At 71.2% G+C, this 26,426-nt stretch carries 26 protein-coding genes; 14 read left to right on the top strand and 12 right to left on the bottom strand.

All coding sequences use genetic code 11. The annotated features are described in order from the left end of the window. Window positions 1-17 precede the first annotated feature (17 nt). Window positions 18-596, top strand: coding sequence for a hypothetical protein (locus tag PKF00_RS02035; RefSeq protein ID WP_271215582.1), 579 nt, complete (start codon window positions 18-20; stop codon window positions 594-596). Window positions 597-644: 48 nt separating this feature from the next. Here the strand turns inward: PKF00_RS02035 and PKF00_RS02040 are convergent, their stop codons facing one another. The 4 genes from PKF00_RS02040 to PKF00_RS02055 form a co-directional block, all read right to left on the bottom strand. Next, window positions 645-1,412, bottom strand: coding sequence for a PP2C family protein-serine/threonine phosphatase (locus tag PKF00_RS02040; protein ID WP_271215583.1), 768 nt, complete (start codon window positions 1,410-1,412; stop codon window positions 645-647). A gap of 781 nt (window positions 1,413-2,193) precedes the next feature. Then, window positions 2,194-4,803, bottom strand: coding sequence for a DUF4407 domain-containing protein (locus tag PKF00_RS02045; RefSeq protein WP_271215584.1), 2,610 nt, complete (start codon window positions 4,801-4,803; stop codon window positions 2,194-2,196). A gap of 155 nt (window positions 4,804-4,958) precedes the next feature. After that, window positions 4,959-5,873 carry a LuxR C-terminal-related transcriptional regulator gene (locus PKF00_RS02050; protein ID WP_271215585.1) on the bottom strand — a complete coding sequence of 305 codons (915 nt, stop codon included), beginning with the start codon at window positions 5,871-5,873 and terminating at the stop codon, window positions 4,959-4,961. Next, window positions 5,870-7,105 carry a sensor histidine kinase gene (locus PKF00_RS02055; RefSeq protein ID WP_271215586.1) on the bottom strand — a complete coding sequence of 412 codons (1,236 nt, stop codon included), beginning with the start codon at window positions 7,103-7,105 and terminating at the stop codon, window positions 5,870-5,872. Before PKF00_RS02055 ends, PKF00_RS02050 begins: the two co-directional genes overlap by 4 nt. Before the next feature lie 869 nt (window positions 7,106-7,974). On the opposite strand from PKF00_RS02055, the gene PKF00_RS02060 reads away from it, so the two are divergent. After that, window positions 7,975-9,783 (top strand): sensor histidine kinase, encoded by a 1,809-nt coding sequence (locus PKF00_RS02060; protein ID WP_271215587.1) that lies wholly within the window; start codon window positions 7,975-7,977, stop codon window positions 9,781-9,783. 76 nt (window positions 9,784-9,859) lie between these two features. Here PKF00_RS02060 and PKF00_RS02065 read toward each other — a convergent pair whose 3' ends face one another. Both PKF00_RS02065 and PKF00_RS02070 read right to left on the bottom strand, forming a co-directional pair. Then, window positions 9,860-10,276 carry a pyridoxamine 5'-phosphate oxidase family protein gene (locus PKF00_RS02065; RefSeq protein WP_271215588.1) on the bottom strand — a complete coding sequence of 139 codons (417 nt, stop codon included), beginning with the start codon at window positions 10,274-10,276 and terminating at the stop codon, window positions 9,860-9,862. 52 nt (window positions 10,277-10,328) lie between these two features. Further along, window positions 10,329-11,456: a glycoside hydrolase family 65 protein gene (locus PKF00_RS02070; protein WP_271215589.1), complete on the bottom strand. Its 1,128-nt coding sequence runs from the start codon at window positions 11,454-11,456 to the stop codon at window positions 10,329-10,331. A gap of 400 nt (window positions 11,457-11,856) precedes the next feature. Between PKF00_RS02070 and PKF00_RS02075 the strand changes: the two genes are divergently transcribed. From PKF00_RS02075 to PKF00_RS02120, 10 genes are read left to right on the top strand one after another with little or no spacing between them, the layout of a single operon-like run. Then, window positions 11,857-12,459 carry a hypothetical protein gene (locus PKF00_RS02075; protein ID WP_271215590.1) on the top strand — a complete coding sequence of 201 codons (603 nt, stop codon included), beginning with the start codon at window positions 11,857-11,859 and terminating at the stop codon, window positions 12,457-12,459. Window positions 12,460-12,465: 6 nt separating this feature from the next. Next, the gene (locus tag PKF00_RS02080; protein WP_271215591.1) at window positions 12,466-13,773 is read left to right on the top strand and encodes an SRPBCC family protein; all 1,308 of its coding nucleotides are present in this window, start codon (window positions 12,466-12,468) and stop codon (window positions 13,771-13,773) included. Between the two features lie 28 nt (window positions 13,774-13,801). Next, window positions 13,802-14,230: a gas vesicle protein GvpJ gene (gvpJ, locus tag PKF00_RS02085; protein ID WP_271215592.1), complete on the top strand. Its 429-nt coding sequence runs from the start codon at window positions 13,802-13,804 to the stop codon at window positions 14,228-14,230. A 1-nt stretch (window position 14,231) separates the two neighbouring features. Continuing rightward, the gene (locus tag PKF00_RS02090; protein ID WP_271215593.1) at window positions 14,232-15,065 is read left to right on the top strand and encodes a GvpL/GvpF family gas vesicle protein; all 834 of its coding nucleotides are present in this window, start codon (window positions 14,232-14,234) and stop codon (window positions 15,063-15,065) included. 3 nt (window positions 15,066-15,068) lie between these two features. After that, window positions 15,069-15,341, top strand: coding sequence for a gas vesicle protein GvpG (locus tag PKF00_RS02095; RefSeq protein ID WP_271215594.1), 273 nt, complete (start codon window positions 15,069-15,071; stop codon window positions 15,339-15,341). Window positions 15,342-15,345: 4 nt separating this feature from the next. After that, a complete protein-coding gene (locus tag PKF00_RS02100) occupies window positions 15,346-15,774 on the top strand; it encodes a gas vesicle protein GvpO (RefSeq protein ID WP_271215595.1) in 429 nt (142 codons plus the stop codon). Next, complete coding sequence (locus PKF00_RS02105) at window positions 15,771-16,223, top strand: gas vesicle protein (protein ID WP_425582174.1); 453 nt, start codon at window positions 15,771-15,773, stop codon at window positions 16,221-16,223. The genes PKF00_RS02100 and PKF00_RS02105 overlap by 4 nt, the downstream gene beginning before the upstream one ends. Further along, on the top strand, window positions 16,216-17,262 hold the full coding sequence (locus PKF00_RS02110) for a GvpL/GvpF family gas vesicle protein (RefSeq protein ID WP_271215596.1): 1,047 nt from the start codon (window positions 16,216-16,218) through the stop codon (window positions 17,260-17,262). Before PKF00_RS02105 ends, PKF00_RS02110 begins: the two co-directional genes overlap by 8 nt. Continuing rightward, window positions 17,252-17,572: a gas vesicle protein gene (locus PKF00_RS02115; RefSeq protein ID WP_271215597.1), complete on the top strand. Its 321-nt coding sequence runs from the start codon at window positions 17,252-17,254 to the stop codon at window positions 17,570-17,572. The genes PKF00_RS02110 and PKF00_RS02115 overlap by 11 nt, the downstream gene beginning before the upstream one ends. Further along, complete coding sequence (locus PKF00_RS02120; protein WP_271215598.1) at window positions 17,553-17,966, top strand: gas vesicle protein K; 414 nt, start codon at window positions 17,553-17,555, stop codon at window positions 17,964-17,966. The genes PKF00_RS02115 and PKF00_RS02120 overlap by 20 nt, the downstream gene beginning before the upstream one ends. Here PKF00_RS02120 and PKF00_RS02125 read toward each other — a convergent pair whose 3' ends face one another. Further along, a complete protein-coding gene (locus tag PKF00_RS02125) occupies window positions 17,967-18,740 on the bottom strand; it encodes a DUF2127 domain-containing protein (RefSeq protein ID WP_271215599.1) in 774 nt (257 codons plus the stop codon). A 162-nt stretch (window positions 18,741-18,902) separates the two neighbouring features. On the opposite strand from PKF00_RS02125, the gene PKF00_RS02130 reads away from it, so the two are divergent. Next, window positions 18,903-19,517 carry a histidine phosphatase family protein gene (locus PKF00_RS02130; protein ID WP_271215600.1) on the top strand — a complete coding sequence of 205 codons (615 nt, stop codon included), beginning with the start codon at window positions 18,903-18,905 and terminating at the stop codon, window positions 19,515-19,517. Between the two features lie 145 nt (window positions 19,518-19,662). Here the strand turns inward: PKF00_RS02130 and PKF00_RS02135 are convergent, their stop codons facing one another. From PKF00_RS02135 to PKF00_RS02145, 3 genes are all read right to left on the bottom strand, one after another. Further along, a complete protein-coding gene (locus PKF00_RS02135) occupies window positions 19,663-20,400 on the bottom strand; it encodes an SDR family oxidoreductase (protein WP_271215601.1) in 738 nt (245 codons plus the stop codon). 147 nt (window positions 20,401-20,547) lie between these two features. Then, the gene (locus PKF00_RS02140) at window positions 20,548-21,780 is read right to left on the bottom strand and encodes a cytochrome P450 family protein (protein ID WP_271215602.1); all 1,233 of its coding nucleotides are present in this window, start codon (window positions 21,778-21,780) and stop codon (window positions 20,548-20,550) included. 200 nt (window positions 21,781-21,980) lie between these two features. Beyond that, on the bottom strand, window positions 21,981-22,529 hold the full coding sequence (locus PKF00_RS02145; RefSeq protein WP_271215603.1) for a carboxymuconolactone decarboxylase family protein: 549 nt from the start codon (window positions 22,527-22,529) through the stop codon (window positions 21,981-21,983). A 242-nt stretch (window positions 22,530-22,771) separates the two neighbouring features. Here PKF00_RS02145 and PKF00_RS02150 point away from each other — a divergent pair, with 242 nt between their 5' ends. Beyond that, the gene (locus tag PKF00_RS02150) at window positions 22,772-24,352 is read left to right on the top strand and encodes an NAD(P)-binding domain-containing protein (RefSeq protein ID WP_271215604.1); all 1,581 of its coding nucleotides are present in this window, start codon (window positions 22,772-22,774) and stop codon (window positions 24,350-24,352) included. 6 nt (window positions 24,353-24,358) lie between these two features. Here PKF00_RS02150 and PKF00_RS02155 read toward each other — a convergent pair whose 3' ends face one another. Beyond that, window positions 24,359-25,021: a nitroreductase family protein gene (locus PKF00_RS02155; RefSeq protein ID WP_271215605.1), complete on the bottom strand. Its 663-nt coding sequence runs from the start codon at window positions 25,019-25,021 to the stop codon at window positions 24,359-24,361. Window positions 25,022-25,092: 71 nt separating this feature from the next. Beyond that, window positions 25,093-26,343 (bottom strand): carboxylate-amine ligase, encoded by a 1,251-nt coding sequence (locus tag PKF00_RS02160; protein WP_271215606.1) that lies wholly within the window; start codon window positions 26,341-26,343, stop codon window positions 25,093-25,095. Window positions 26,344-26,426 lie beyond the last annotated feature (83 nt).

The following is a 26,426-nucleotide window of genomic DNA, read 5'->3' on the forward strand; positions in this document are numbered from 1 at the left end:
CCGTCTACGCTGCGATCATGCGTCGGGGTCTCGGAATCCTGCTGGCGGCCGCAGTGATCATGAGCGCCACGGGCTGCACGCCCGTCGGGGGCGGTCTGACCGGAGTCGGCGTCGACGCGGAGGGGCACCCGATCATCGTCCTGGCGTGGTGCGACGGCGCCGCTCCCGAGCATGCGATCGTTTTCCGTGCCAGGGGAAGCGCGGGCACGGCTCCCCAGGACGATCCCTCCGACCTCCCGGGGGGCACGGCGTCCGCCGAGGCCACGCGGGAGGTGAGGTTCAACGCGCCCTCCCTCGACGGGAACAGCGCGTCGTTCCGGCTTGACGCGCCGGCTGACGGCTGGGCGGCCGAGTCGGAGCCACTCGTCCTCGAGGCGGGGGTCACCTACAACGCGCGCGGCTGGAAGGGAAGCGGCTACACCCAGGTCAGCACCCAGGACGTCAGCTTCACCGCCGGTGACGTGGCGGAGCTCAAGCCGGGCCAGGTCCTCGTCCAGCAGCTCGACGAGAAGACGCAGGCGATCAGGTGGATCGACGCGGTGATCTCCCGGGAGGAGTTCGACCGGCAGGGACGGGATCCGGCCAGCTGCGAGTGATCCCGGACGGTTCGCGGAGTCCCCGGACGTCGCCGTCGGCCGGGCCGCTCACGGCGACCGTGTCCAGTCGTAGCCGGTGACCTCGACGACGCGGGCCACGACCACCGTCACGTCGTCGTCGGTCGACCGCCGGTAGGCGGCGTCGAGCAGCGCGCCCGCGCACAGGTACGGCGGTGCGTCGAAGTGCCGCCTCACCACGTTCTGGACGTCGAGGAACGACAGCACGTCGGTCAACCCGTTCGTGGCCACGACGATCAGCATGCCCGGCCGGACGTCGATCCTGTCCACGTCGCTGTACAACGTCTCCTCGGCGCCGACCGCGCGCAGCAGGGGACCTCCGCCGATGGAGTGCGGAGTGGTCAGGATCTGCCCCTCCCTCGGCCCCGTGAAAGAGTAGACGGCCCCGTCGCCCACGTGGGCGAAGGCCGCGAACCACGAGCCGTCGTCCTCCGCCAGGCTGACCAGGTCGAGCGTCGTGGCCATGCCGGTCAGCTCGGGGGCGTCGCGTCCCGCCCCTCGCAGGGTCTCGTTGGCGGCCTCAAGGCTGTCTCGCAGCCCGAGCAGCGGATCGGGCGAACCGCCCGCCTGTCCCCTCAGCACCGCCCCGAGGGCCAGCGCCGACGCCCAGCGGCTCGCGGTCGCCGCGCTGACGCCGTCGGCGACCGCGATCAGCCGGTCCTGGATCAGGAAACCGTCCGCGTTCGCTCCGCGGTTGCCCGCGTTCGTACGGCCTGCCGCGTCGAAGGCCAGGACGGGCGAGGGAAGCGGCCCAGGAGGGACGACGAGGGGGAAGGAGGGGGTTCCGCTCGTCGTCACGCTCTCCACCCCGGGGGACGCGTCCCCGCCGAACGGGCCGTCCGCCCGAGGGGAGGACGCCGGGGAGGGGGACGCCGGGGAGGGGGACGCCGGGGAGGGGGCTGGAGAGACGGAGGGCGCCGAGTCCCGGGGGGACGTCGGGAACACCAGGGCGTCAGGGTACGGCGGCCTGCCGACAGGGGACGTCCGGCCACCACGGGGCGGGCTGTCGCTCCGGGGCGGGGTGTCGTCGTGGGACGGGATGCCGGTAGGGAACAGGTCTCTGTCCTGGGGAGGGACGTCGGTGGGGAGCGGGCTTTCGGTTTCGAGGCCGTCCGCCGGTTTCCGGGGGGTCGCCGGGGCCAGCGGAGGGCGTGAAGGCGGCGGATCAGGGGTGTGGGACGGCGGATCAGGGGTGTGGGACAGAGTCGGCGGGTCCGGGGAGACCGTCGGGGTCCGGGCGGCCGGTGAGGACGGCGTCCGGGGGGTCCAGGGGACGAGGGCGGGCGGCGAGGTCCCGGGGACCGCGCCGCCTGTTCTTCCCCGCCTGGAGTCCGGGAGGGGGGCGGAGACCGCCAAGGGGCCGGAAGGCGTGCTCCGCCCGGTGTAGAGGGACTTCGTGCGGTTCATCTTGACGGCCAGTACGGAGATTCCCGCGATCACCACTGCGGCGGCGGCTACCGAGGCCACGAGAACGGTGAGCAATCACCTCACCGCCGAAGCAGTGGCGATCACGGCCGGCATGTTGCCTCCTTGATCTGTTCTGGTCTGATGGGGGCTGTCGCCGTCTGCCGGAAGAGTCCTAGTTCGAGGGGCTCTCTCCCTGCTCGCCGCCGAGGCCGCCGAGGCCGCCGAAGTCTCCGAGGCCGCTGGAAGTCCCGGAACCGTCGACACCCCCCGAACCATCAGGAACCGCGAGACCGTCAGAAGTATCGGAACCGACGAAGCCGACGGAGTCAACGGGCTGCGACGGCAGGCCCGTCGCCACCAGACGGTCCTCGGGGACGATCCGGGGCGCCTGGGCCTCGTTCGCCTCTCTCCGGCCGGCCTCCGCGGCCTCGTCCGCCCTCCGATGCACGGTGAGACCGACCCGCATGTCCGGGACGACGCCCAGCGTCTCGTTCAGCCTCTGCCTGGCCCAGCCGAGCGCGGCGGTAGGGGTGAGGCCCTCGGGGGCGCGGTCGGCGGGTCGGTGGCTGAGCCACCGGTCGACCAGCTCCCCCAGCTCGCGCGGCAGGCCGGGAACGAGCCTGTCGACGCGCTCGGGCCGTACTCCCGCCTCCATCAGGCGGCGTGCCTGCAGGATGTCGCCGTTGGCGTCGGCGCCGACCTCGCGGCGCAGCGGCGGCATGCCGGTCAGCAGCCAGTAGGCCAGGGCGCCCACGCCGTACAGGTCGGACAGGCTGTTGGGGGTGGCGTCGCCGTCGCCCAGCTGCTCGGGGCTGGCGAACCACTTCGTCCCGCCGGGGAAGACGGTCGACACGCTCTGCCCGGCCTCGTGCAGCTGGGACATCCCCCAGTCGATGATCCTGACGTTGCTCGGGCCGTCGAGCACGATGTTCTGCGGCTTGATGTCCAGGTGGATGATGTTGCTCATGCCGGCCGCCTCGAGTCCGGCCAGCACCTGGTCGAGGACCCACAGGCTCCACTTCAGCGGCACGCCCGCGCCCAGCTGCCGCTGGACGTAGAGGTTGAGGCTGCCTGGCCGGTACAGCGGGGAGACGAGGTAGACGGCCTTGGACTTGCGGTCCTGGCCCGAGTCGATGATCTCTCCGATGTGCGGGTTGCTCAGCCGCATGCCTCGCACCTCACGCAGGAAGGTGCGGAAGCGCTTGGGGTCGTTCTGGGCCTGGTGGAAGACCTTCGCCACGACGGTCCTGCCGGGGTTGGCCAGCTCGTAGGCCTTGTAGAGACCGGCCATGTCGCTCGAGTCGGCGTTCAGCGACTCGTACACGCACCACCTGTCGTTGAGCACCATGATCGGCGTGTGGTCGTGGCCGTCGGGGACGGACGGCTGGTGGAACACCTGGTGGCCGGGGTCCGGCCGCCGGGGCGACCTGGGCCCGTGGTCGGCTCCCACGTTCCCGTCCGACCAGAGCGGGGCCGTGGGGGTCGAGAGGTTCACCGGGGAACGGAAGGACGGCGGGTTCTGCTTCTGGACGCGCAGCCACTCCTTGATCGTCACCTTGACCAGCTCGTGCTGGGCCTCCAGCCAGGCATGCTTGCGCGCGTGTTCGTAGGCGATCGCCTGCAGCGTCACCTCGCCGTCTCCCCGGTGGCGGACGATCTTGCCGTTCAGCAGGACCATCTCCCTGTCGATCTGCTCCAGCTGGTCACTCCGTACCCGCTGGTCGTGCACGGTGTGCTTGAGCGTGGCCTTGAGCAGCACCGGCGCGAGGTCGACGCCGAGCAGGAGCAGGGTCAGCAGGATCCGCCAGACCAGGACCTCGCCGTTCTTCGCGGTGATCTCCAGGAAGGCCCGCTCCCGGTCCAGCAGGTCGTATCCGCCCTCCGTGAGGCCGGAGACCTCCTTGGCCTTCTTCCGTTGCTCGGCGCGGAGTGTGGAGATCTGCCTCTTGTTCTCCCCGCGGAGGGTCTCCAGGGCGTCCTGGGCCCTGGAGACCTTCTTCTCCAGGGTCTTCTGCCGTGCGAGCGCGGCCTTGTAGAGGTCGCCCGGTCCGGCGTCGTAGCCCTCGCACTTGCCGGTCAGCTGGCAGTTCGCCTCCTTCGTGGCCCTGTCGTAGGCCTTCTCCAGCTTGGTGACCGCCTTCTGTCGCGTGTCGACCGCCGCCTGCAGTTCCTTGATCTTGCGCTCGTACGGCACCGCCACCTGCTTGTCCCGCAGGTCGGCCGCCGCGGCCTTGTCGAGCGCGAGCTGCTCGCCGATCCTGAAGGAGAAGATCTGCAGGAGCAGCACCTCGGAGATGAGCAGGGACGCGATGACGGCGATGCCCACGCGGACCCACGTCGCCGCCGACCTGGTCCGCGCGGTCTTCACCAGAGCGGGCGTGGGGTGGTCCGCCGGGGCCGGAGGCGCGGAGCCCGGCTTCTGGTGGGGGATCTCCTGCAGCGGGCTGACGTGGCTCACGATGGAGCGGTCGATCATCAGCACGAACGCGGCGAAGAACAGGCCGACGGGCAGCATGGTCACGACGGGCAGGGACAGGCCCATCGCGGCGACCGACGCGGCGCTGTAGACCGCCATCCCCGCGGTGAGCAGCATGAGGGCGCCGAGGGTGACGAACCGGTGCCGCTCGTGCGTGCCGCCGATCAGCCGGGGAACTCCTCCGGTGACGAAGATGAGAAAGTCTCCGAAGCGGCGGAACACCGAGCGCCGGGGGCTGCCGCCTCCGCCGTGGTCCGGAGTCGTGTCCACGTGCGTGGACCCGTTGGGGAACAAACCGTTGATCAATTCAATCCCGTCCTCGCTTGGGCACGGGGTGAGCCGTGCTGAGCGGACTCGAACGGGGCGGGAACGCCTCGCCTTCGGGATCAGAGTCGGGTCGCGGGGCCGCGCGTAAGAAGAGGGGAGTTTCCACAGGCCCGTGATCCGGGAGAGCGCGGACCTTAGGTGTTTTTCCCCACACCGGGGTGAACGCGCTGGTCAGGCTCGACGAGCCCGCGCAGGCGCGTCTCCCAGAGCACCTCCGGGCTGCGGTGTCTCCTCATGTAGTAGAGGGCGAGCAGCAGGCGCTCGTGGGCGCTCGCGTGGGTCACGCCCGAGACCTCCTTCAGGCCGTTGTCGATGTGGTGCGCCACGGTTCTGACGCTGATGCCGAACTCGGCGGCGATGTCCTTGACGCGGTGCCCGTCGGCCAGCCGGCTGAGGACGTCCAGGTGCCGTTTCGTCGGCGATCCCACGAACCTCGGCTCCCTGATCGGCGCCATCGGGACGATGTGCAGCGGTCCCAGCTCCTCCGGGTCGGCCGAACGGCACGCCGCGACGATGCCGTCCCGCTCGGCGAGGAACCCGTCGGGGGTGAGCCGCGCGCGTTCGACGGCCAGGGAGAGGCGTGTGCCGTACGAGATCTCCCTGAGCAGGCCGAGCTGTGTCGCGGTGAGTTCGAACACGCCCCGGGTCGCGGCGTCCAGCAGGGCCGACGCCAGTTGCGGGGACAGGTGGACCTCCCGGCGCGAGGCGTGGAGCAGGGCCTCCTCGATGCTGGACGGGTGGACTTTTCCGCGGGGCAGCACGCTCCACACGCCCAGGAGGAAGGCCGCCGTCCGGAATCGCCAGTCCTCCCGGTCGGTCCACACCACCGTCGGCTGCCGCCCCACGACCTGGAGGGCGCTCTCCCGCGAGCCGTCGACCTCCAGGTCGAGCAGACACACCTCCGCGCTCACCTCGGAGGCGACCAGGGCCTGGGCGTCGGGCACGGACACGACGACGTCGAAGCGGCCGTTCAGGTTCAGCGCGGTGACGATCCCCTCTCGGGTGGCCGGGTGCGACTCGACGACGGCGACACGTATGGGCACGCTCACTTGCCTTCCTCCGCGGTGGTGCTGCCGGTGGGGAACTCGATGGTGACCCTGGTGTCCTCCTCGGGGCGCGATCTCCAGGTGAGCCGCCCGTCGAGGTCGCGCAGACGTCTTTCCAGGTGCGCGAGGGTGCGCAGGGCGGGTTTCTCGGGGAAGCCGCGGCCCTGGTCGGTGACCGAGACCCTGACCGTGCCCTCCTCGATGTCCGCCCTGACGTAGGCGTGGTCGATGCGGGCGTGCTCGGAGACGTTGGTGAGCACGGCGCGGAGCGCGTCGCCGAAGGCGTTCTGCACCGCCTCGGGGACCGTCTCCGAGTACTCCCTGAAGTCCTCGGAGATGACCGGCTCCACGATCAGCCTGCGATCGCGTATCTCGACGATCTCCCGGTGCAGGATGCGCAGCAGCGCGGCGCGGTCGCTCGGCCTTCCCGTGGCGAAGAAGGCCCGGAGCTGTCCGTAGTCGCTCACCAGCAGCTCACGTAGCTCCGCGAACTCCCCGGCGCGCGCGCAGTCGTGGCCGGTGACCTTGAGCAGGGTGTTGCCCCAGTGGTTGTAGAGCTCGTAGGCGAGCTGGAGGTAGGCGCGCTCCTCGGCGACGTGCCGGCTGAAGTCGGCCAGGTCGGCCGCGGTGCGCCGGAGGAAGGCGGCGCCTCGCTCGATCAGCACGGCGAGCACGAGGAAGCCCGTCACGGCGATGAGCGTCGGCGACTGGGTGAGCTCGCCCGGCCCGCCGCCGGCCACGACGGCCAGATAGGTCCCGGAGATCGCGACGGTTCCCACCCCCAGCAGCTTCGGGTCGCGCGACAGTGCCGCGCCGCTGATCTGGTCGGTGGTCCAGAAGACCAGCGGAGCCAGGGCCTCGGGGCGGTGAGCCGGGGGCGCGCCCCAGCTCGCGAGCAGGAGCATGACCACGCCGGTGCCGAGTTCGACGGAGGCGGTGAGGGTCCCGCCGTACCGCCTGCCACGGAGGATCCGCAGGAACAGCCAGGAGGTCTCGGCCGCCGCCACCACGAGGATCGCGATCCCCGCCCCGGGTCTCAGGCGGTTGATCATGTCGGGCGCGGTTCCGGCCATCTGGAAGATGTGGAGCAGACGGTAGAGCAGGAAGATCCTGGCGAGCTGCCACTCCATCCGTTCCCGGGCGAAGCGGTACTTCTCGGTGCGGTAGTACCCCGTCAGGTCCGCCCGCGGCTTCCGGCCGCGCCACGGCCCCTGGAAGATCGCACCGAATCCCATCCGGGTTCCTCCTCGTGATCGCTGTGTCGTACGGCGAGCCGCAGGGACGCGCGGGCACGGCGAGGAGTCGTCGCCGTGCCCGCCGCCGGGGCGGCGCTCCCGGACGTCCCGGGCGGCCCGGGCCCGGGGCGGCGGAGAGTCGTGGTTTCTGAAGACGCGTGCCCCTTGGACGTTCCAGGAGCGGTCACGGTTGCCGATTTAAGTGTGATAAGTAGGGACTCCAGATGTATTTATAGGCTGGTTTGGGAAAACCTCATAGAGGGTTCCCTGTCCTGGTGATATCAGAGGGAGGAGAGGGGGCTTATGCCCTTTTCCTGTTGCTCTGAGGTGCGATTTATTGGTAAGTCGTGGTTCTGCTTCCGTTGCCGGGGCGAGGAACTCGCTTCCCGGGCCGGGAAAGGCGCTTCACGTGGGGCGTCGCCGTACGGAGCGGGCGTCCGCGGTACGGTCCTCCCGGGCCGACAGGGCGGGAAGGAAACGGCGGGAGAAACACGGCGGGGGCTCCGGTGCTTTCCTGTTTCCCCGTCGGACTCCGGTTCCAGGGGCCGTCCGCCGCTTCCAGGAGTGACAGGGCCGTCCCGGCTTCCCGTTCGCGGATTTTCCGCCGTGCCCCAGAGGGCGGGGAGACGAGTGCGGACTGAGTCCGCAATGCGATAAATGGCCGGATTATGGAGCGGATTCCCGCTTGGACTGAGGAAACGAGACGACGCGGGGCCGTCGCACCTCACCGGGTGCGGCGGCCCCGCGCCCGTCCGGCCGGCGTCCCGCTGACGGGCGCAAGCCGTGCCCGCGCGCTGATCGGAGCCTGGAGGGGACGCGCACCCCTTGTTCCCGGGCGGGGCGTCCCCCCCTGATGCGAGACTTCCCTTATGGGAAGGATCGAGCCCGGTGGGCTGCTGCCGCACCTGCGGCTGGACGAGCTGTTGTCGGAGTTGCAGGTCCGTCTCGAGGCGGTGCTGGCCACCCGCGACCGGGTTCACGCCCTGCTGGACGCGGTCGTCTCGGTCGGCAGCGACCTGGACCTGGAGACGGTGCTGCGCCGGATCGTGGAGACCGCGACCACCCTGGTCGAGGCCACCTACGGCGCGATCGGCGCCATCGGCGAGCAGAACACGCTGGTGCAGTTCATCCCGGTCGGACTGACCGAGGAGGAGATCGCCCGCATCGAGCACTGGCCGCACGGCCTGGGGCTGCTCGGCCTGCTCATCAAGGATCCCCGGCCGCTGCGCCTGGCCCACATCTCCGACCATCCCGAGTCCTACGGGTTCCCGCCCGGGCATCCGCCGATGGGGTCGTTCCTGGGAGTGCCGATCCGGGTCCGCGAGGAGATCTTCGGCAACCTCTACCTCACCGAGAAACGCGGCGGCGGCGCTTTCGACGAGGAGGACGAGGCGATCGTCACCGCGCTGGCCACCGCCGCCGGCGTCGCGATCGAGAACGCCAGGCTGTACGAGGAGACCCGCAGGCGGGAGATGTGGCTGCAGGCGTCCTCCGAGGTCACGACCAGCCTGCTGTCGGGGGTCGAGCCCCGGCGGGTGCTCACGCTGATAGCGCGGCGGGCCCGGCAGATGGCCGGCGCCGACATCGTGACGGTGCTGCTGCCCGACGAGACCGGACGGGTCCTGCGAGCGATCATCACCGACGGGCCCGCCGCGGACACGCTCCCCGGCGACACGCCCGCGGGGCACGCGGACGACCGGGAGACCGGACAGCCGAAGGCGGGCGGCGAGCGGGCCGATGACCACGGGCGCGAGGGCGCGGAGGCCGGGGGCGAGGTCGCGGTCGACGACTCCCTGGCGGGCCGGGCGTTCGTCGGGGGCGAGCCGCTCATGGTGACCGACCCGGCCGAGGCCGGCGGTCCGCTCGCGATCGCCGGATACGCCTCGCTCGGCCCGGTCGCCGCGGTGCCCATCGGGGCGGCGGGAGCGGCTCGCGGGGTGCTGTCGCTGGGCAAGCGTTCGGGGCGCATCCCTTTCACCCAGGCCGAGCTGCGCACCCTGCACGCTTTCGCGGGGCAGGCCGCGATCGCCCTGGAGCTGGCCGAGAGCCGGATGGACGCCGAGCGGCTCGGCCTGCTGGAGGACCGCGACCGGATCGCCCGCGACCTGCACGACGTGGTGATCCAGCGGCTGTTCGCCGTGGCGATGACGCTGATGAGCACGGTGCGGCTGGTGGAGCGGCCCGAGGCCTCCTCAAGGGTGCAGAACGCGATCGACGAGCTGGACGCCACCATCCGGCAGATCCGCTCGACCATCTTCGCCCTGCAGACTCCCCATCGGGAGGGCCACGACGGAGAGGCGGGGCTGCGCGCGCGGATCGTGGGCCTGGTCGAGGGGGCTCGCGGCCACCTGGGGTTCATGCCGGGGCTGGAGATGCAGGGACAGCTGGACAACACCGTGCCGCCGGAGGTGGCCGAGCACCTGCTGGCCGTGCTGCGCGAGGCGCTGTCGAACGTCGTGCGCCACGCCAGGGCGTCGCGGGTCGACGTGCGCGCCGAGGTGAACGGCGACCGGCTCGTCCTGGTGGTGAGCGACAACGGGATCGGGCTGTCCGAGGAGGGCAGGCGCAGCGGGCTGCGCAATCTCGCCGAGCGCGCCGAACGGCTCGGCGGTTCCTTCGAGGTCGTCTCGCCGTCCCAGGGCGGCACCCGCCTGAGCTGGGGCGTGCCCCTCGACTGAGGTGGGAGACACCGGTTCCGCGCCGCGGGCGCCAGGCCTTTCGCCCACCGGGCTCTGATCGCCCAGGGGTGTCCGGTCAGTGCCGGATGCGGCGTCCGGAGAGCTGTTCGGCGCGCACCACGATGAAGTGGTTGCGGTCCCCGGGCGCCCAGGCCGTCAGCGGCAACCTGGACAGCCTGGCGATCTCCGCGGGGTCGCACACGGCGCGCGCGCGGCCCACGGCGGTGACCGACCATCCGGTGCGCGTGTCCGGGTCGAAGTCGTCGACCTCGAAGGCGACCACGGTGTGCCGGGTCGCGGCGGCCAACTTCGATCCCACGCCGGTGCGGATGACGATGTCCTCACCGTTCTCGCCGTCCAGGCAGAAGGTGACCGGCTGCACCGCGGGCAGAGCGCGGTCGGTGAAGACGATCCGCCCGATCGGGGTCGAGGACAGCAGATCGAGGCACTCCTGGCGGGAGAGCACGTCCAGCCCTGCCGAATCGACGTTCATGTCGACAAGCCTTCCGTGACACGCGTGCCACGGAGCAGAGGCGAAGGTCCCCTCATCGGCGGCGATCGGCCTTCAGCGGTACGGCGGGCGACCGTGAGACGCGGCCGTGCCGGCGCACGTCGCGGAAGTCCACCGGCACGGCCTTCTCCTCGGCGCGCGGGGAGACCGCCTGCAACTGGTGGAAGACGTACAGGTTGAGCACCTGCTGCGCCTCCGGCCTCTCCGCGCGGACGTGCGCCCGTTGCCACAGGCGCTCCCACGCCCGCGCGTGCCGCCTCGTGAGCGCCTCGAAGGAGCCCGCGCGCACCACCGCCGACCTGGCCGCGGCCTCGCTCTCCGTGACGGCCCGGTCCTCGGAGGTGTACAGGGCCACGACCTTCTCCACGGCGACCTCGTCGCCCGCCCGGACCTCGACGGCCAGGTCCTCGCTCACCCAGCCCTCTTCGACGCCCCGCTCACATCCCCTGCCGCCGCCCTTCCCGGCGCTCTCCCCGGCTTCCTCTCCGGCGCCGGCACGGCGTCGTCCTCCGGCCAGCGTGGTGCGGGCGGCCAGCGCGATCTCCACACCCGAGGCGGCCGTGCGCGTCAGCAGCTCGATCACGCCGTGGGCCGCGTGCGCGCAGACGGGGACGAGGCGCGGGTCGGTCCGCTCCCGGTCGGCAGCGTCCCCCGGACCGGCGACGCGTCCGTCGAGCACCGACCGGACCTCGAGTGTGCCGTCCCAGTTCTCCGGGACGAACGTCGTGGCCAGGGCGGCCAGGTGCGGATCGTCCATCGAGACCAGGCGTCGCTGTTCGATCCGGGTGATCCGGCCGAGGGGGTCACTGATCCGCAGCAGCCGACTGAGCACCCCCCGGCGCATGTCGAGGGTGTGCCGGCAGTCCAGGATCTCCGCGCCGCCGGGGGCGAACCAGTCGCCGCCGTTCGCGCGGAAGGTCAGAGGCAGCCAGTTCGGCACGTTGAGGAGGTCCTCGCTCCCCGTCGATCGGTCGGCGGAACGGGAGGCGGGCAGGTCGTGACAGCCCGCGACGTAGGTGCCGGGAGAGTGCACACCGTCCGCGCGCGCCTCCGGCACCGCGCCCCGGGTGGCGAAGTAGCCGTTGCCGAGCGTCGTCAGTGTCTCTCTCAGTCCCTCGAGGGCGGGATCGAAACCGTCGTAGGTGAGGAGCCAGGGGTCCACGTCTTCTCCCGTCAAGTCGCGGTCGCGCCACCGCGCCAGGCCGGTCCGGCGGGACCGTCCGGCACCGGGCGGCGCGGTGGCGCGACTGTCCGCATTCCACTACAGGAAGGCGTCGGGGACGAGGGTCGGAAGTCCCTGGCCGTCAGGTCTTTCGACCGCTGTGAAAGTGGACGACGAATGACATACCACTCTCTTTTGTTCAGAGTTAAATATGTCCGCTTTTTACCTATATGAGTTTTTTTGTCGGTTTCACGGGTAGGGGACAACCGATTCGGAAAGCAGACGCTTCCGACACGTTCAAAGCGGCAGACATCGGCTCTCAGCGGTGTCTTCCTCCTGCCCGGCGGCCCGTCAAGCCTCCTGGGCGTACGGAACTCACGATGAAGTGATCGTTTTAGGGGTGGCGATCGTGAAATGCGGAGTGCAGGTGGCCCTGGCCGTCGGCGCGGGTTACCTACTTGGTCGGCATCACAAGTTGCGGATGGCGCTCGCGCTGGCGGCGGCCGGCGCCACGGGCAGGCTGGGGGCGGGCGGAAGCGACCTGCTGCAGCAGGGCCTGAAGGTGCTCGGAGCCTCTCCTGAGCTGGAAAAGATCACCGAAAGCATTCGGGGTGAGCTGCTCGACGTCGGCAAGGCCGCGATCAAGGCGGCGGCGAGCAGGCAGGTCGACTCCCTGACCTCCAAACTCCACGAACGCGCCGAGTCGCTGCGCGTTCCAGGCGGTCTCCTGGGCGAGGAGGAGGAAGAAGAGGAGGAGGCCCCCACGCCCAGGCGTCGCGCCGCCGCAGGGCGGGGCCGTACGGCGCGCAAGGCCCGCGCGGAGGAACCCGAGGAGGAAGAGGAGGACTACGAGGACGAGGAACTCGAAGAGGAGGAACCCGAGGAGGAACCCGAGGAAGAAGAAGAGGAGGAGAGGCCGCAGCGCAGGACGACGAGAGCCCGAGCCCCGCAGCGCGAGCGGACGCCCAGGCGCGATCGACCCGTTCGCCGGGTCCGGGGATGAGGCGCGATGGCTGAGACGGCTGAGGAGAACAGGACCCAGCCAGCCGGTGGGAACGCGCAGACAGCGCCCATCGACCAGCTCACCGAAGAGCTCCGCAACCTCGCGGAGGCCGCCGGGGAGCGGCTCCTGTCGTCCGTGACGGAGAAGATCGGCGGGCTGACCGAACGGTTGACCGACTACGTCGGCGGCGGCGGTGGTGACGGTGGCGGTGGCGGTGGCGGGCTGAGCCTGATCGGCTCGGTGATCGGATCGAAACACCCCGTGGCGACCGGACTCAAGGGGGTGGCCAAGATGGCGGTGGGAGGCCTGTTCCAGAAGATCACCGGAGGCGGTGGAGGTGGCGGCAAGGGCGGAAAGGGAAAGAAGCTCAAGATCACCAACATCGTCGAGACGCTCGACGTGGGCGCTCCGCTCAGGGTCGTCTACAACCAGTGGACCCAGTTCGAGGACTTTCCCAGCTTCATGAAGAAGGTCGAGGGAGTCGAACAGAAGGCCGACGAGAAGCTCTCCTGGAAGGCACAGGTCTTCTGGTCCCACCGGGTCTGGGAGTCGACGATCATCGACCAGATGCCCGACCGGCAGATCGTCTGGCGGTCTCAGGGCCCCAAGGGCTGGGTCGACGGGGCTGTGACCTTCCACTCCCTCAGCCCCAACCTGACCCGGATCCTGCTCGTGCTGGAGTACCACCCGCAGGGCTTCTTCGAGAAGACCGGCAACCTGTGGCGGGCCCAGGGACGGCGGGCGCGTCTGGAGTTCAAGCACTTCCGGCGGCACGTCATGACGCAGACGCTGCTGCACCCCGACGACGTCGAGGGATGGCGCGGCGAGATCCACGAGAGCAAGGTCGTCAAGGACCACGAGACCGCCCTGCGGGAGGAGGAGGAACAGCGGGAGCGGGAGGAGGCGGAACAGGGGCCCGAGGCGGAGGGCGAGCAGGAAGGCGTGGAGCCGGAGGAGGCGGAGGCCGAGGAACCCGAGGAGGCCGAGGAGGCCGCGGAGCCTGAAGCGGAGGCCGAGGGGGAGCCCGAGGCGGCCGAGGAGGAACCGGAGGAGCCTGAGGCGGAGGCCGAGGAGGCCCAGGAGGAGGAACCGGAGGAGGAGCCCGAGCCGGTCAGACGTCCGGCACGGCGCAGGCGCCGCGACGTGAGCGCCGAGGAGGAACCGGCGGAGGAGACCGCGCAGGAGGAGCCCGAGGAGGAGCCCGAGCCGGCGAGGCGCCCGGCACGGCGCAGGCGTCGTGAGAGCGAGGCGGACACCGAGGACAGGCCGCCTCCACGCCCGACCCGCCGCAGGGCCGCGGCCCGGAGCACATGACGCGGGATCCGGGGAGAGGAGGTAGAAGATGACCATCGTGCAGCCTTCGGGAGGCGGCGCCGCCGGCCGTGGTGGGTCGTCCTCGTCGGGCCTGGCCGACGTGATCGACACGATTCTCGACAAGGGCCTCGTGATCGACGCCTTCGTCAGGGTCTCCCTGGTCGGCATCGAGCTCGTGACGATCGACGTGCGCGTCGTCGTGGCCAGCGTCGACACCTACCTGCGTTTCGCCGAGGCCGCCAACAGGCTCGACCTCACGCAGACGGGAGGCAAGGGGCTTCCCGAAGTCGTGCAGGACATGACGCAGGGCGTGGGCAGCGCGAAGACCAAGGGCATCGCCCAGGGGGCGATCGAGGCGGCGGGAGAGAAGCTCCAGGAGTTCCTCGGCGGTTCGGACGAGGAGTACGAGGAGCGCCGACCGGCGCCCCGCAGGCGGCGACGGCGGGAGGAAGAGTGAGATGCCCGGCTCCGCAGGAAAGACCGAGACCGCCAGGCCCGGACAGGACCCTCGGCGCGAGGAGACCGCCCGCCATGAGCCGGGCAGGGGCTCCTACGTCTACGGCATCGTGCCCGGTGACGTCGAGCTCGACCCCGAAGCCCGCGGGGTCGGCGACCCACCGGGCCGGATCCACCTGGTACGGCACGGCGACGTCGCCGCCCTGGTGAGCGAGGTCGCCCTCGACCGCCCGCTGGGCAGGCCGGACGACCTCGTCGCCCACCAACGGCTGCTGGACGGCGCCGCGGCCGAGGTGCCGGTGCTTCCGCTCCGTTTCGGCGCGGTGGTGACCGACAGCAAGGCGGTCGTCGAGGAGCTGCTCAAGCCCCACCACGACGAGTTCCTCACCGCCCTGAACGATCTCGAGGGGCAGGCGGAGTACGTCGTCAAGGGCCGCTACGTCGAGCGGGTGGTGATCGGCGAGGTCCTCGCGGAGAACCGCGAGGCCGCCAGGCTGCGCGAGGAGATCCGCGGCAAGCCGGAGGACGCGACGTGGGACGCCCGGATCAGACTCGGAGAGCTGCTCGGCGAGGGCGTCGAGGCCAGGCGCGACGCCGACACCGAGACGCTGGTCGCGGCTCTCGCGCCGCTGAGCGTCGCCGTCGCCCTGCGCGAGCCGACCCACGAGCAGGACGCCGTGCATGTGGCGTTCCTCGTCGAGGCCGAGAGGCAGGACGAGTTCGAGCAGGTCGTCGACGAGTTCGGCGAGCGCTGGACGGACAGGGTGACCCTGCGGCTGCTGGGGCCGCTGGCGCCGTACGACTTCGTCATGGCGCCCGCGCCCGAGGAGGGATGACGGATGGACCTGTTCGGTCTCACCTTCGGTCTGCCGTTCGCCCCGATCCGGGGCCTCATCAGGCTGGCGGAGATCATCCAGGAGCAGGTCGAGCTGGAGACGCGGTCCCCGGCCGCGGTCCGGCGTCGGCTCGAGGCGGTGGAGGAGGCCAGACGCTCCGGACTGATCACCGAGGAGGAGGAGGCCGAGGCGGTGACGCGGATCCTCGAACAGATGACGGCCCAGAGCGGCCCGCCCGGCGGCATCCCGCCGGGCGACGACGGCGGAAGGGGATGATCTCGTGCCCGCAAGGCGCGGAGCCCGCGACAGACGGGCCGCCGACCTCGAGGTCTCCGACGACCTCTACGAGGAGGACGAGGAGGTCCTCGACGACGAGGACGACCTCGACGAGGACGGGTCGCCGAGGGAGACCTCGGACAGGAGAGCGCGCTCCCGCGCCCTCTCGGCGGCGACCGCGGGAAGGGCGGGGCTGAGCTACATCGCCGAGCTGACCGCCAAGGAGATGGAGGGCGTCACGTTCGTGCAGCCGGAGGAGAACGGCTGGGTGGTCGGGGTGGAGGTCCTGGAGGACCGTCGCGTCCCGTCCTCCGGGGACATCCTCGCGCTCTACGAGGTGGAGATGGACCGGGAGGGGAGCCTGCTGTCATACCGCAGGACGAGCCGCTACAAGCGTGGCAAGGGCGACAACAGTGAGGCGTCGTTGAGATGACCTATCCGGCACGGCCAGGCTCCATGGCCTCGCAGGGGTACGGCAGCAGCAGGTCGCTCGCGGGACGGGAGACGACCAACCTGGGCGACATCCTGGAGCGCGTGCTCGACAGAGGCGTGGTGATCGTGGGCGACATCCGCGTGAACCTGCTGGACATCGAGCTGCTCACGATCAAGCTGCGCCTGCTGATCGCCTCCGTGGACACCGCGCGCGAGCTGGGCATCGACTGGTGGGAGCACGATCCGTGGCTGAGCTCCGGGGATCGTGACCTGGTCGAGGAGAACCGCAGGCTCCGCGAGCGGCTCGCCGCCGTCGAGGGGGACGGCGGGGAGCGCAGGGCCGTCGAGTCGTCGAGGGAGAGCGCCGAGGGGCGCGGATCCGCCGAGACGTCCGGGGAACGGTCACGTGGGGTGAGGCGGTCACGTGGGACGGGGGAACGCGGTGACTGAGGCTGGCACGTACGTGTACGCGATCACCCGCGACGCGGGCACTCCCCGCCCTGAGGGGCTGAGAGGGGTGGCCGGAGCGCCGGTGCGGACGGTGGAGCGCGCCGGGCTCGTCGCGTACGTCAGCACCGTGCCGCTGGACCAGTTCGGCGAGGAGCCGCTGCGGCGCTCGCTGGAGGATCTCGACTGGGTGGGGAGCACCGCCCGCGCCCACCACCACGTCGTCGAGACCGTGGCGCAGGCGGTCGCGACGGCCCCCGTCAGGCTCGTCACCGTCTACAGCGGCGAGGAGCAGGTGGGCGACCTGCTGGAGCGGCGGCACGACGACTTCGTCGAGGTGCTCTCCCGCGTCGCCGGACGGAGGGAGTGGGGGGTGAAGGCGTACGTCGGGCAGGTCGCGGAGTCTCCCCTGGCCGGTGGGCGGACCGGTGGAGATCCCGGTGGGCGGACAGGGGAGACCGGCGGTCCTGGGACGGCCTACCTGAAGCGGCGGCAGTCGAGCCTGCGCGACCGGGAGAACGTCTGGCGGCACGCGGCGGCCCAGGCCGAGCACGTCCACGCCTCACTGGCGGCCGCCGCCGTGGCGAGCAGACGCCACCGCCCCCAGGATCCCGAGCTTTCCGGGCGCACCGAGTGGATGGTGCTCAACGGCGCCTACCTCGTCGACGACGACCGGAGCGAGGAGTTCGTCGCCGCCCTCGACGCCCTGCGCGGGCACGGGCTCGACCTGGAGCTCACCGGGCCGTGGGCCCCCTACTCCTTCACGGCCGTCGATCTCGGCGCGGCGGATCGGGAGACGGCCGACTCCCCCGGCGTCGCCGGCCGGAGGAGGTCCGCTGATCCCGGCGGGACGGGCCGGGGGACATCTGCCGATCCCGGCGGGACGGGCCGGGGGACGTCTGCCGATCCCGGTAGGACGCGGGATGCGTCCGATGATCCCGGCGGGGCGGGGCGGGAGGCGTCCGGTGGTCCCGGCGGGGCGGACTCACGAGCGCACGGCGGTCCCGGCACGGCCAGGCGGGGGACGCCCGATGACGCCTGACATCTCCCGAGACGTCTCACGAGGCGCGGCGCTGGCCGACCAGGGGCGCATCCCGCCGCAGCGGGTGGCGCTCGTCGACCTCCTGGACCGGCTGCTGGCCGGAGGCGTCGTGGTGACCGGGGACATCGTCCTGTCCATCGCCGACATCGACCTCGTGCGGATCTCCCTGCGTGTGTTGATCATGTCCGTCCGGGAGTCGATCGAGACCGACCGGGAGACCGCCGAGGGGGAGACCACGACCGGGCGGGAGACCGCCGAACGGCAGACCATGACCGAGCGGGAGACCTCATATGACCCGGTCTGGACGTGAACACGTGACCCGGTCTGGACGTGAACCACGTGTGGTGTGGTCGCGCGGGACGCGGCCGGATGGGGCACGCCACGGGACGGCGAGATCGCAGGCGTCACGGTCGGACGCGGCACGGTCGGGACGCTGGCGCGTCAACACCGACCCCGAGCGGGTCGAACGTGATCTGACATGTCTCGTCCTCACCCTTGTCGAACTCGTGCGCCAGCTGGTCGAACGGCAGTGCGTGCGGCGCATGGAGCAGGGGGACCTGTCCGACGAGCAGATCGAGACGCTGGGCCTGACGCTGATGCGCCTCGAAGAGGCGATGGCGGAGCTGTGCGAACGTTTCGACCTGTCCCCCTCCGACCTCAACCTCGACCTCGGTCCCCTCGGCACGCTCCTTCCGATGGACTGATCACGTGGGCTGATCACGGCGTGTTCCCGGGGGACCGGCCATGGCGGCCCGCTCGATCTCGATGAGCGAGCCGCTCCTGCGCTCCGCCTCGTGGGCCGCCCGGCCGCCGCGCAGCCCGAACAGCCGTTTCGTCCAGGCCAGATAGGCGAGCAGGGCCAGATTGACCAGGAACGCGCCCAGCCGGAGCGGGGTGACCCGTTCGGCCAGTTCGTGGATCTCCAGCGGAAGGAAGACCCCGGTCGCGACGAACGCGAAGTACTCGCCCCAGCGTTTGAGCAGCCACAGTCCCACCGCCTCGACCAGCTCGATCACGGCGTAGCCGACCAGCGCGGCGGTGATCCAGCCGAGTGTGGCCTGGCTGGCTCCGAGCGCGTCCTGGATCCAGGACAGGACCCTGGAGCGCTGGACGTCGAGTCCGGCCTCACCGAGGATCGGCAGCGCCCGCTCGAAGATCTGCCGCAGCGATCCGCCGCCGCCCCTGAAACGCCATACGGCGTAGGCGGCCGTGATCAGCACGACCGCCCTGATCAGTCGCTCGACCGCGAAGAACCGCAGCACGACGGTGTCACGCAGGTGGCGCCCTCTGCTCACGTCCGGCGCCTCGTCCGCGGGTCCGCCGCCGTCGGCCGCGCCGACCGTGAAGTCGGCGCAGCGCAGGCAGCGCCACGCCTCACCCGCCGCCGTGCGCGCCCGCAACCGGTCGCGCAGCGCGGGATCGTCGGGAGCGTAGGTGCGGTGGCCGGTGAAGGCGCAGGTCAGCAGCGACCAGTCCATGATCGTCACGCTAGGCGCGCCCACCGGTTCCTATGGCGCGTAACACGCCCGGTTTGAGGTGTCATTACCGGAGTGCCGTCGCCCATTCATCGCATTCGATTCCCCGGCATCGGATTTTTGGAATCTGTCATGATCCCCGGTGTGCGAACTCGAATTCTTTTCGTGCGCCACGGGGATTCCCACCACACGAGGGACGGCGTGATCGGCGGTCCCAGAGGATGCCGCGGCCTCACCGACGCCGGACGCGAGCAGGCCGCGGAGGCCGGGCGGCGGATCGCCGCCGAGACCGTGGGCGAACGGGTGTCGATCCACTCCTCGGTCCTGCCGCGGGCGGTCGAGACAGCCGGCGCGATCTCCGCCGCCCTCGGCCTGCCCTTCTCCCAGGACTGCGGGCTCTGCACCTGGCACACGCCGCCCGAGGCGGACGGACTCACCCACGAGGAGTTCGCCAGACGCCTGGGCGTCGAGGGCGGCGGCGTCTACCGGCCGTTCCAGGAGGGCAACGAGACCTGGGCCGAGGTGGTGACGCGCACGAGCAGGACCGTCACCGACCTGGCCCACCGGCACCGGGGCGGGACCGTCGTCGTGGTCGGCCACGCGGAGACGGTCGAGATCTCGTTCAACGCCCTCGGCCTGATGTCGGTCTACCGGCCGTTCGACCTGAAGGTGTCCCCCTGCTCGGTGACGGAATGGGTCACCGAGCAGGACCCCGTCCAGTGGCCGCCGCCGAGGTGGACGCTCGTCCGGTTCAACGAGACCCCGGGCACGCCCGCCTGACGGCCTCCCCGCCGGGCTCTCCGCCGCTCTGTCCGTCAGGAGGCGGCTGTTGCCCGAGGCTCAGCCGTCGCGGTCCCGCCTCGCACGGCTCAGACGGTGCCGATCAGACGGTGCCGATCAGACGGTGCCGATCAGACGGTGCCGATCAGACGATGCCGCCGTTCGCCCTGATGACCTGGCCGTTGACCCAGTGGCCGGGACCGGCGAGGAAGGCGACGACCTCGGCGATGTCCGAGGGGGTGCCCAGGCGCTCGAGCGGCGGCTGAGCGGCCATCCTGGCGACGGTCTCCTCGTCCTTGCCGTCGAGGAACAGCGCGGTCGCGGTCGGGCCGGGGGCGACGGCGTTGACGGTGACGTCACGGCCGCGCAGCTCGCGGGCGAGGATCAGGGTGACGGCCTCGACGGCCCCCTTGCTGGCCGCGTAGGCCGCGTAGCCGGGCAGGGCCAGGCCGAGGACCGAGGTGGAGAAGTTGACGATCGCCCCGCCGGACCGCACTCGGCGCGCGGCCTGCTGGCCGACGACGAAGGTGCCGCGGATGTTGGTGCGGTGCATCCGGTCCAGGGCGTCGAGATCGATGTCGGCCACCGGGGACAGCACCATGATCCCGGCGGCGTGCACGACGACGTCGACCCCGCCGAAGGTCCGCTCCGCGACGTCGAACAGGGCGCTGACGGCCTTCTCGTCCGCCACGTCCGCCTGTACGGCGATCGCCCGCCCCCCGGCCCCGACGACGGCGTCCACCGCGGCGTCCGCCTCCGGCCGGTTGCCCCCGTAGTTGACGACGACGGCGTGTCCGTCGGCGGCCAGGCGTTCCACGACCTGGCGTCCGATGCCGCGCGACCCTCCGGTGACGATCGCGACACGAGCCGAAGTGGTGTTCATAGCGGCACATCCTCACTCATCACGGCTTCATGTGCAGTTCTTCCCCCCTTGTCCCGCCTTCCTGCCCGGCCGCACTGCCCGGCCGCACTGCCCGGCCGCACTGCCCGGCCGCACTGCCCGGCCGCACTGCCCGGCTGTACGGCGAGGTCAGCGGCTCGGCGCGGACCCGGCGACGGAGAAGGTCACCGGCAGCTCAAGCAGTCCGTGACTGCGGAAGGAGGGCTGCCAGCGAAGCTCCTCGACAGGCGTCGCCGGCGCCAGGCCGGGAAGGCGGCGGACCAGCGTGCCGATGGCGATCTGCGCCTCCGCGCGGGCCAGCGGAGCGCCCAGACAGTAGTGGACGCCGTGCCCGAAGGCCAGGTGGGAGTTCTCCCTGGGCCCTGGGGCGAAGCTTTCCGGGGCGAAGAAGACGCTCTCGTCGTGGTGGGCGCAGGCGAGCGACAGCAGCACGGTCTCCCCTGAGGGGATGGTGACGCCGCCGACGGTGACGTCCTCGACGGCGAAGCGCCGGATCGCGTACGGCGTGGGCGAGACGAAACGCAGCACCTCCTCCACGACGGACGGCGTCAGACGCGGATCGTCACGCACGGCGGCCAGCCACGCGGGGTGGCGCAGCAGGGTGAGGATCCCGTTGCCGATGAGGTGGACGGTGGCCTCGTAGCCCGCCCACAGGATCAGGAAGGCGAGCGAGGTCATCTCCTCCTCGCCGAGCCGGTCCTCCTCGTCCCGTGCCGCGATCATCGCCGATATGAGGTCGTCGGCCGGCTCGGCGCGCTTGTCGGCGACGAGGCGTGCCAGGAGGCGGCTCATCTGCCCGACCGCCTCCCTGGCCAGGGCGGGTTCGCCGGGGTCCGGGGCGATCAGCGTCGTCGTCCAGCTCCTGAACCTCTCCCGGTCACCGGAGGGCACCCCGAGCAGCTCCCCGATCACCGTGATCGGCAGCGGCACGGCGAGGGCCGCCATCAGGTCGGCCCGGCCGACCGGCGCGACGGCGTCGAGCAGCCGGCCGGTGATCTCCTGGATGCGGGGTCGCAGGCCCTCGACGCGCCTGGCGGTGAACGCCTTCGACACCAGCCGCCGGATCCGTGTGTGATCCGGCGGGTCCATGTTGAGCAGGTTCGTGTCCAGGGCGGGGGGAAGCCGGAAACCGCCGTACCCGCCGCCCGAGTTCTTCCTGTTCAACGACAGGCGCGGGTCGTTCAGCGCCGCGCGCACGTCGGCGTAGCGGGTCACCAGCCACACCGCGGTCCCGTCCGGGGTCGTCGTCCGCCGCACGGGACCGTCCTGGCGCCACCGCGCGTACGACGGATACGGGTCGGCCATGAAGTGCGGGTCGTCGGTCAGCCCGAACGACGGGGTGAGGTCGGTCTGGTCGGTCACTGGGGCTCCTCGGCGGTCGGACGCGTCCTTCCTCGCTCCGCGGTGGGACGGAGGTCGTGGCTCCAGCGTGGCACGGCGGCGCCGTACCGTGCCGAGGATCGGTCAAGGTCGCCGGTCAGAGCCGGCGCCCGGACGGGCGGGGCTCAGAGGGGGAGGGAGCCAGGGATCAGGGGGCAGGGCGGCGGGCAGAGGACAGGTGCTCAGTGAACGGACAGATAGCCGAACTCCACGATGCGCCTGGCCGACGCCTCGTAGCCCTCCCTGCCCTTGGGGGCCAGCGTGCCGAGCCCGTCGACGTACCGGTTGTACATGCAGAAGGCCGCCGCGATCAGCACGGTGTCGTGGATCTCCAGGTCGGTCGCCCCCTCCTCGCGCGCCGCGGCGACCAGTTCGGACGTGACCTTGCGGCCGGTCTCCTGCACCGCTCCCGCGATCCGCAGCAGGGCGCGCAGCTTCGGGGAGACGGGCGCCGAGTCCAGGTCGGCGCGCACCTGGTCGACCAGGGTCATGCCCGTGTCAAGCTGGGCGGCGGCGAACGCCGAGTGGGAGGCGCAGCAGAACGCGCACTCGTTGAGACCGGAGACGTAGGCGGCGATCAGCTCGCGCTCTCCGGGAGTCAGCGGGTGCGGCCCGCGCAGCAGTACCTCCGCCAGTTCGTTGAGCGGTTTGGCGGTCTCGGGCCGGAACCGCATGGGGCCGGTGATGCCGGGGTTCTCCTGCTCGTCCACGCCAAGGTCGATGTGTGCCACGAACGTCACTCCAGGGAGGTCGGTGAACACTGGCACGGCCCCGGAGGCAGGGCCGCCCGGACTCCGTCCGGCTCGCGGTCAGGGCCCGGCCGGTCGATGGTGGCACGGGACAGTCCCGGCTGTCTTCTCTCTTCGTGCGCAATAAGCCGACAAGTCCTCATCCGGCCAACCTGCTGTCGTTGACAGCGGGTTACCCGTCCCCCATCGTCGAAGGGATCACATGCGATGGCGTGGGGGAGATCATGTCCGAGGTCAGGATTTCCGGGTCGGCCTCCGAAGGGTCGGCCTCCGAAGGGGAGACGCACCAGTACGTCATCGTCGGCGCGGGGCCCGCGGGCCTGCAGCTGAGTTACTTCCTGCAGCGGGCGGGCGCCGACTACGTGACGCTGGAGCGTGAGGACGCCCCCGGGCACTTCTTCGCCGACTATCCGCGTCACCGACGGCTGATCTCCCTCAACAAGGTGCACACGGTGAGCACCGACCCGGAGATCCGGCTGCGCTGGGACTGGAACTCGCTGCTCAACGACTCGACCGAGCTGCTGTTCCCCAACTACAGCAGCGAGTACCTCCCGCAGGCCGACGACATGGTGCGCTACCTCGCCGACTTCCAGCGGCTGCACGGGCTGGCGGTGCGCTACGGCACGGCCGTCGAGCGGATCGAGCGGACCGGCGACGGCTTCCTCGTGCGCACCGCGGACGCCACGCTGCGCTGCCGGTGCGTCATCGTGGCCACCGGATGGGGCGTGCCGTACGTGCCGCCCGTCCAGGGGATCGAGCACGCCGTCGGCTACGAGGAGATGGAGGTCGACCCGGCGGCGTTCGCCGGTCAGCGGGTGCTCGTCGTCGGCAAGGGGAACTCCGCGTTCGAGACCGCCAGCGCGATCCTCGGCCACGCGGCGATGGTCCACCTGGCCAGCCGCAGGCCGCTCCGCCTGGCGTGGAACACCAAGCATCCCGGCGACGTGCGGGGGCAGTACGGCGCGATCCTGGACAGCTACCAGTTCAAGACGCTGCACTCGGTGCTCGACTGCACCATCGACGACATCCGTCCCGTGGGAGACCGCTTCGAGGTCCGCATCACCTACACGCACGCGGACGGCGAGCAGGCGGTCCTCGAGTACGACTCGGTGCTGCGGTGCACCGGCTTCCGGATGGACACCTCGATCTTCGACCCGGCGTGCCGCCCCGAGATGGTCCGCGACGAGAAGATGCCGGCGCTCCGCCCCGACTGGCAGTCGGCCAACGTGGACGGCCTCTACTTCGCGGGAACCATCGCCCAGGACCGCGACTTCAAACGGGCGTCCTCGCCCTTCATTGACGGGTTCCGCTACAACCTGCGCACGCTCACCGCCCTGTTGCGCGAACGCTACGACGAGGTTCCGCTGGGCTACGACATGGTGCCCGCCGACCCGCAGAAGCTGACGTCGCTGGTGCTGGACCGGGTGAACTGGAGCTCCGCGCTGTGGACCCAGTTCGAGTACCTGTGCGACGTGCTGGTGCTCGACGAGGCGACCGGGCAGATGCGGCACTACACGGACCTTCCCGAGGACTACGCGGTCTCCCGGTTCAAGGACGCGTCGCACTACTACACGGTCACGTTGCGCTGGGGCCGCGACGACTACGGCGACGTCTTCGCCATCGAGCGGCACCCCGAGCCGGGCAGGGCGCGGGAGAGCGCCTTCATCCACCCTGTCATCAGGCGCTACCGGGGCACGGAACTCCTCGCCGAACAGCACCTGCTGGAGGACCTGCTCGCCGAATGGCGCCGCCAGGACCGGCACGTCGAGCCCCTGCTGGCCTTCTTCAGCGAGGACCTGGCGTAGACCCTCTCAGCACCGGACCATCACCTCGCTGAGCGGTTTGCGGGACAGGTCGGGCACGCGGGCGTCCGCGGCCGGGTAACCCACCGGCATCACCAGGTACGGCCGCTCCTCGGGGGGCCGCTCGCACACCTCGTTGAGGAAGCGCATCGGGACCGGCGTGTGGGTCAGCGTGGCCAGACCGGCGTGATGCAGCGCCGCGATCAGCAGGCCGACCGCGATGCCCACGGACTCCTTGACGTAGTAGGGCTTGGGACTGCGCGGTCCCTGGTGCACCTCGAACACGACGATCACCACGGGGGCGGTCTCCAGGAACGGCTTGTGCCAGTCGGTGCCGATCGGGGCGATCGTGTCGAGCCACTCGGCAGGGGCGCGGCGGGAGTAGAACTCCCGCTCCTCGGCCTCCGCGGCCTCGCGCAGCCGCCGTTTGCGGGCCGGGCTCGTCACGACGGCGAACCGCCACGGTTGCAGGTTGGCGCCGCTCGGCGCGCTCGCCGCAGCCCTGACGGCCGCCTCTATCACCGCTTCCGGCACCGGGTCGGGCGAGAACTCCCGCACCGACCTGCGGGTCGTCATCAGGTCCGCGAACGCCCCCGCGTCGCGGGTCATGTCCGCGGGGCGCATTCTGCGGGCGTTCAGGGGAATCGTCGGGTGCTGCGCGGTCTCGGTCAACGAAACGCCTCCCAGTCCATGCGGCGTCTTCCCAGGACTCCCAGGATGACCCGCGGGCGGCGGCGATGTCCTTACGGTGGCGTGCTCTCTTCGCGGCGCGGTCCGTTCCCCGCGAACCTCCGCCACGTCGGCGTGTTCTCCCCGGGACGGGAGGCGGACACCGCGGAGGCGAGGGGCGGCGTGGAGGCGAGGGGCGGCGCCGTGCGCGCGACGAGGTGGTCCACGACGCCGGCGAGCCCGCCGCTCCCCGTGGCGGCCCGCCGCTGCCGCGTCGCCCCGTCCCCGCCCTCGACGAGACGTCGCAGCCAGTCGGTGACGAGCTCGAGGTCGCCGTGCTCCTCCAGCGTCGGAGCGGCGAGACGGAGCAGGCGCCGGGCGAGCTCGGCCGCGGGCACCGCCTCTCCCGTGCGCACGTCGACGCCGTGCCCGCCCAGCCCGTCGCGGGCGGCCCGCCAGTAGGCGATCCGCATCAGCTCGGCCGAGACGACCGGGCCGGGGTCGCCCCGGTCGACGGCCGCCAGCGCGGCGACCACCAGGCCGCGGACCAGTGCGGCGACCAGCGCCGACTCCTCGGCGGTGATCGGCACGTCGGACACCCGGATCTCCAGCGTCGGCTGGTGCGCGGACGGCCGGATGTCCCAGAAGACGGTGCCCACGTCGACCAGCGCGCCGGTCTCCTGGAGGGTCGCGACGAACTCGTCGTAGTGGGCCGCCGAGGTGAAGTACGGCGGCGGCCCGGCCACCGGCCAGCGGTTCCACACGAGGGTTCGCCAGCTGGCGTATCCGGTGTCCCGTTCGGCCCAGTACGGAGAGTTCGCCGCGAGCGCGATCAGAACGGGCAGGTGGGGACGGAGGTGGTTGCTCACCAGCACCGCCCGCTCCCGCTCCGGCAGCTCGACGTGCACGTGCAGCGCGCAGATGCTCAGCTCGTCGTGCAGCCCCCTGAAGGTCGCCGTGCCGAGGTCCTGCCGGGGACCCTCGGTGATCGGCGAGGGGATCACGTTCCCCAGCACGGGTGTGCCGCTGGCGATGATCCGCAGCCCCTCGGCCGAGGCCGCGGCGGCGAGCGCCACGCGGGCCTCGGCGAGCTGCCCGTGCAGTTCCGCGACCGTGTGACAGGGCTCGGTCCGCGTCTCCAGCTGGAGCTTGGTGATCTCTCCGCACACCCGCGTGCCGAGCCGCTCGCCCGCGCGGCGTAGCACCGCCTCCGCCCTGGGCACCGCGGACCTGGTCACCTGGTCCACGACCAGGAACTCCTCCTCGACCCCGAACCGCGGGCCCGCCGCGCCCTGCCCGTCAAGCCGTGAACCGTCGCTGTTCATACCTGCGCTCGCCTTCGCGGTAAACCCCAACGGCCGCTGAAGCGCGGCTGATCACAGCGTATTGGGGGACACCGCGCCAGGTG

The sequence above is a fragment of the Streptosporangium carneum genome (assembly GCF_027922005.1).
GTDB lineage: Bacteria > Actinomycetota > Actinomycetes > Streptosporangiales > Streptosporangiaceae > Streptosporangium > Streptosporangium carneum.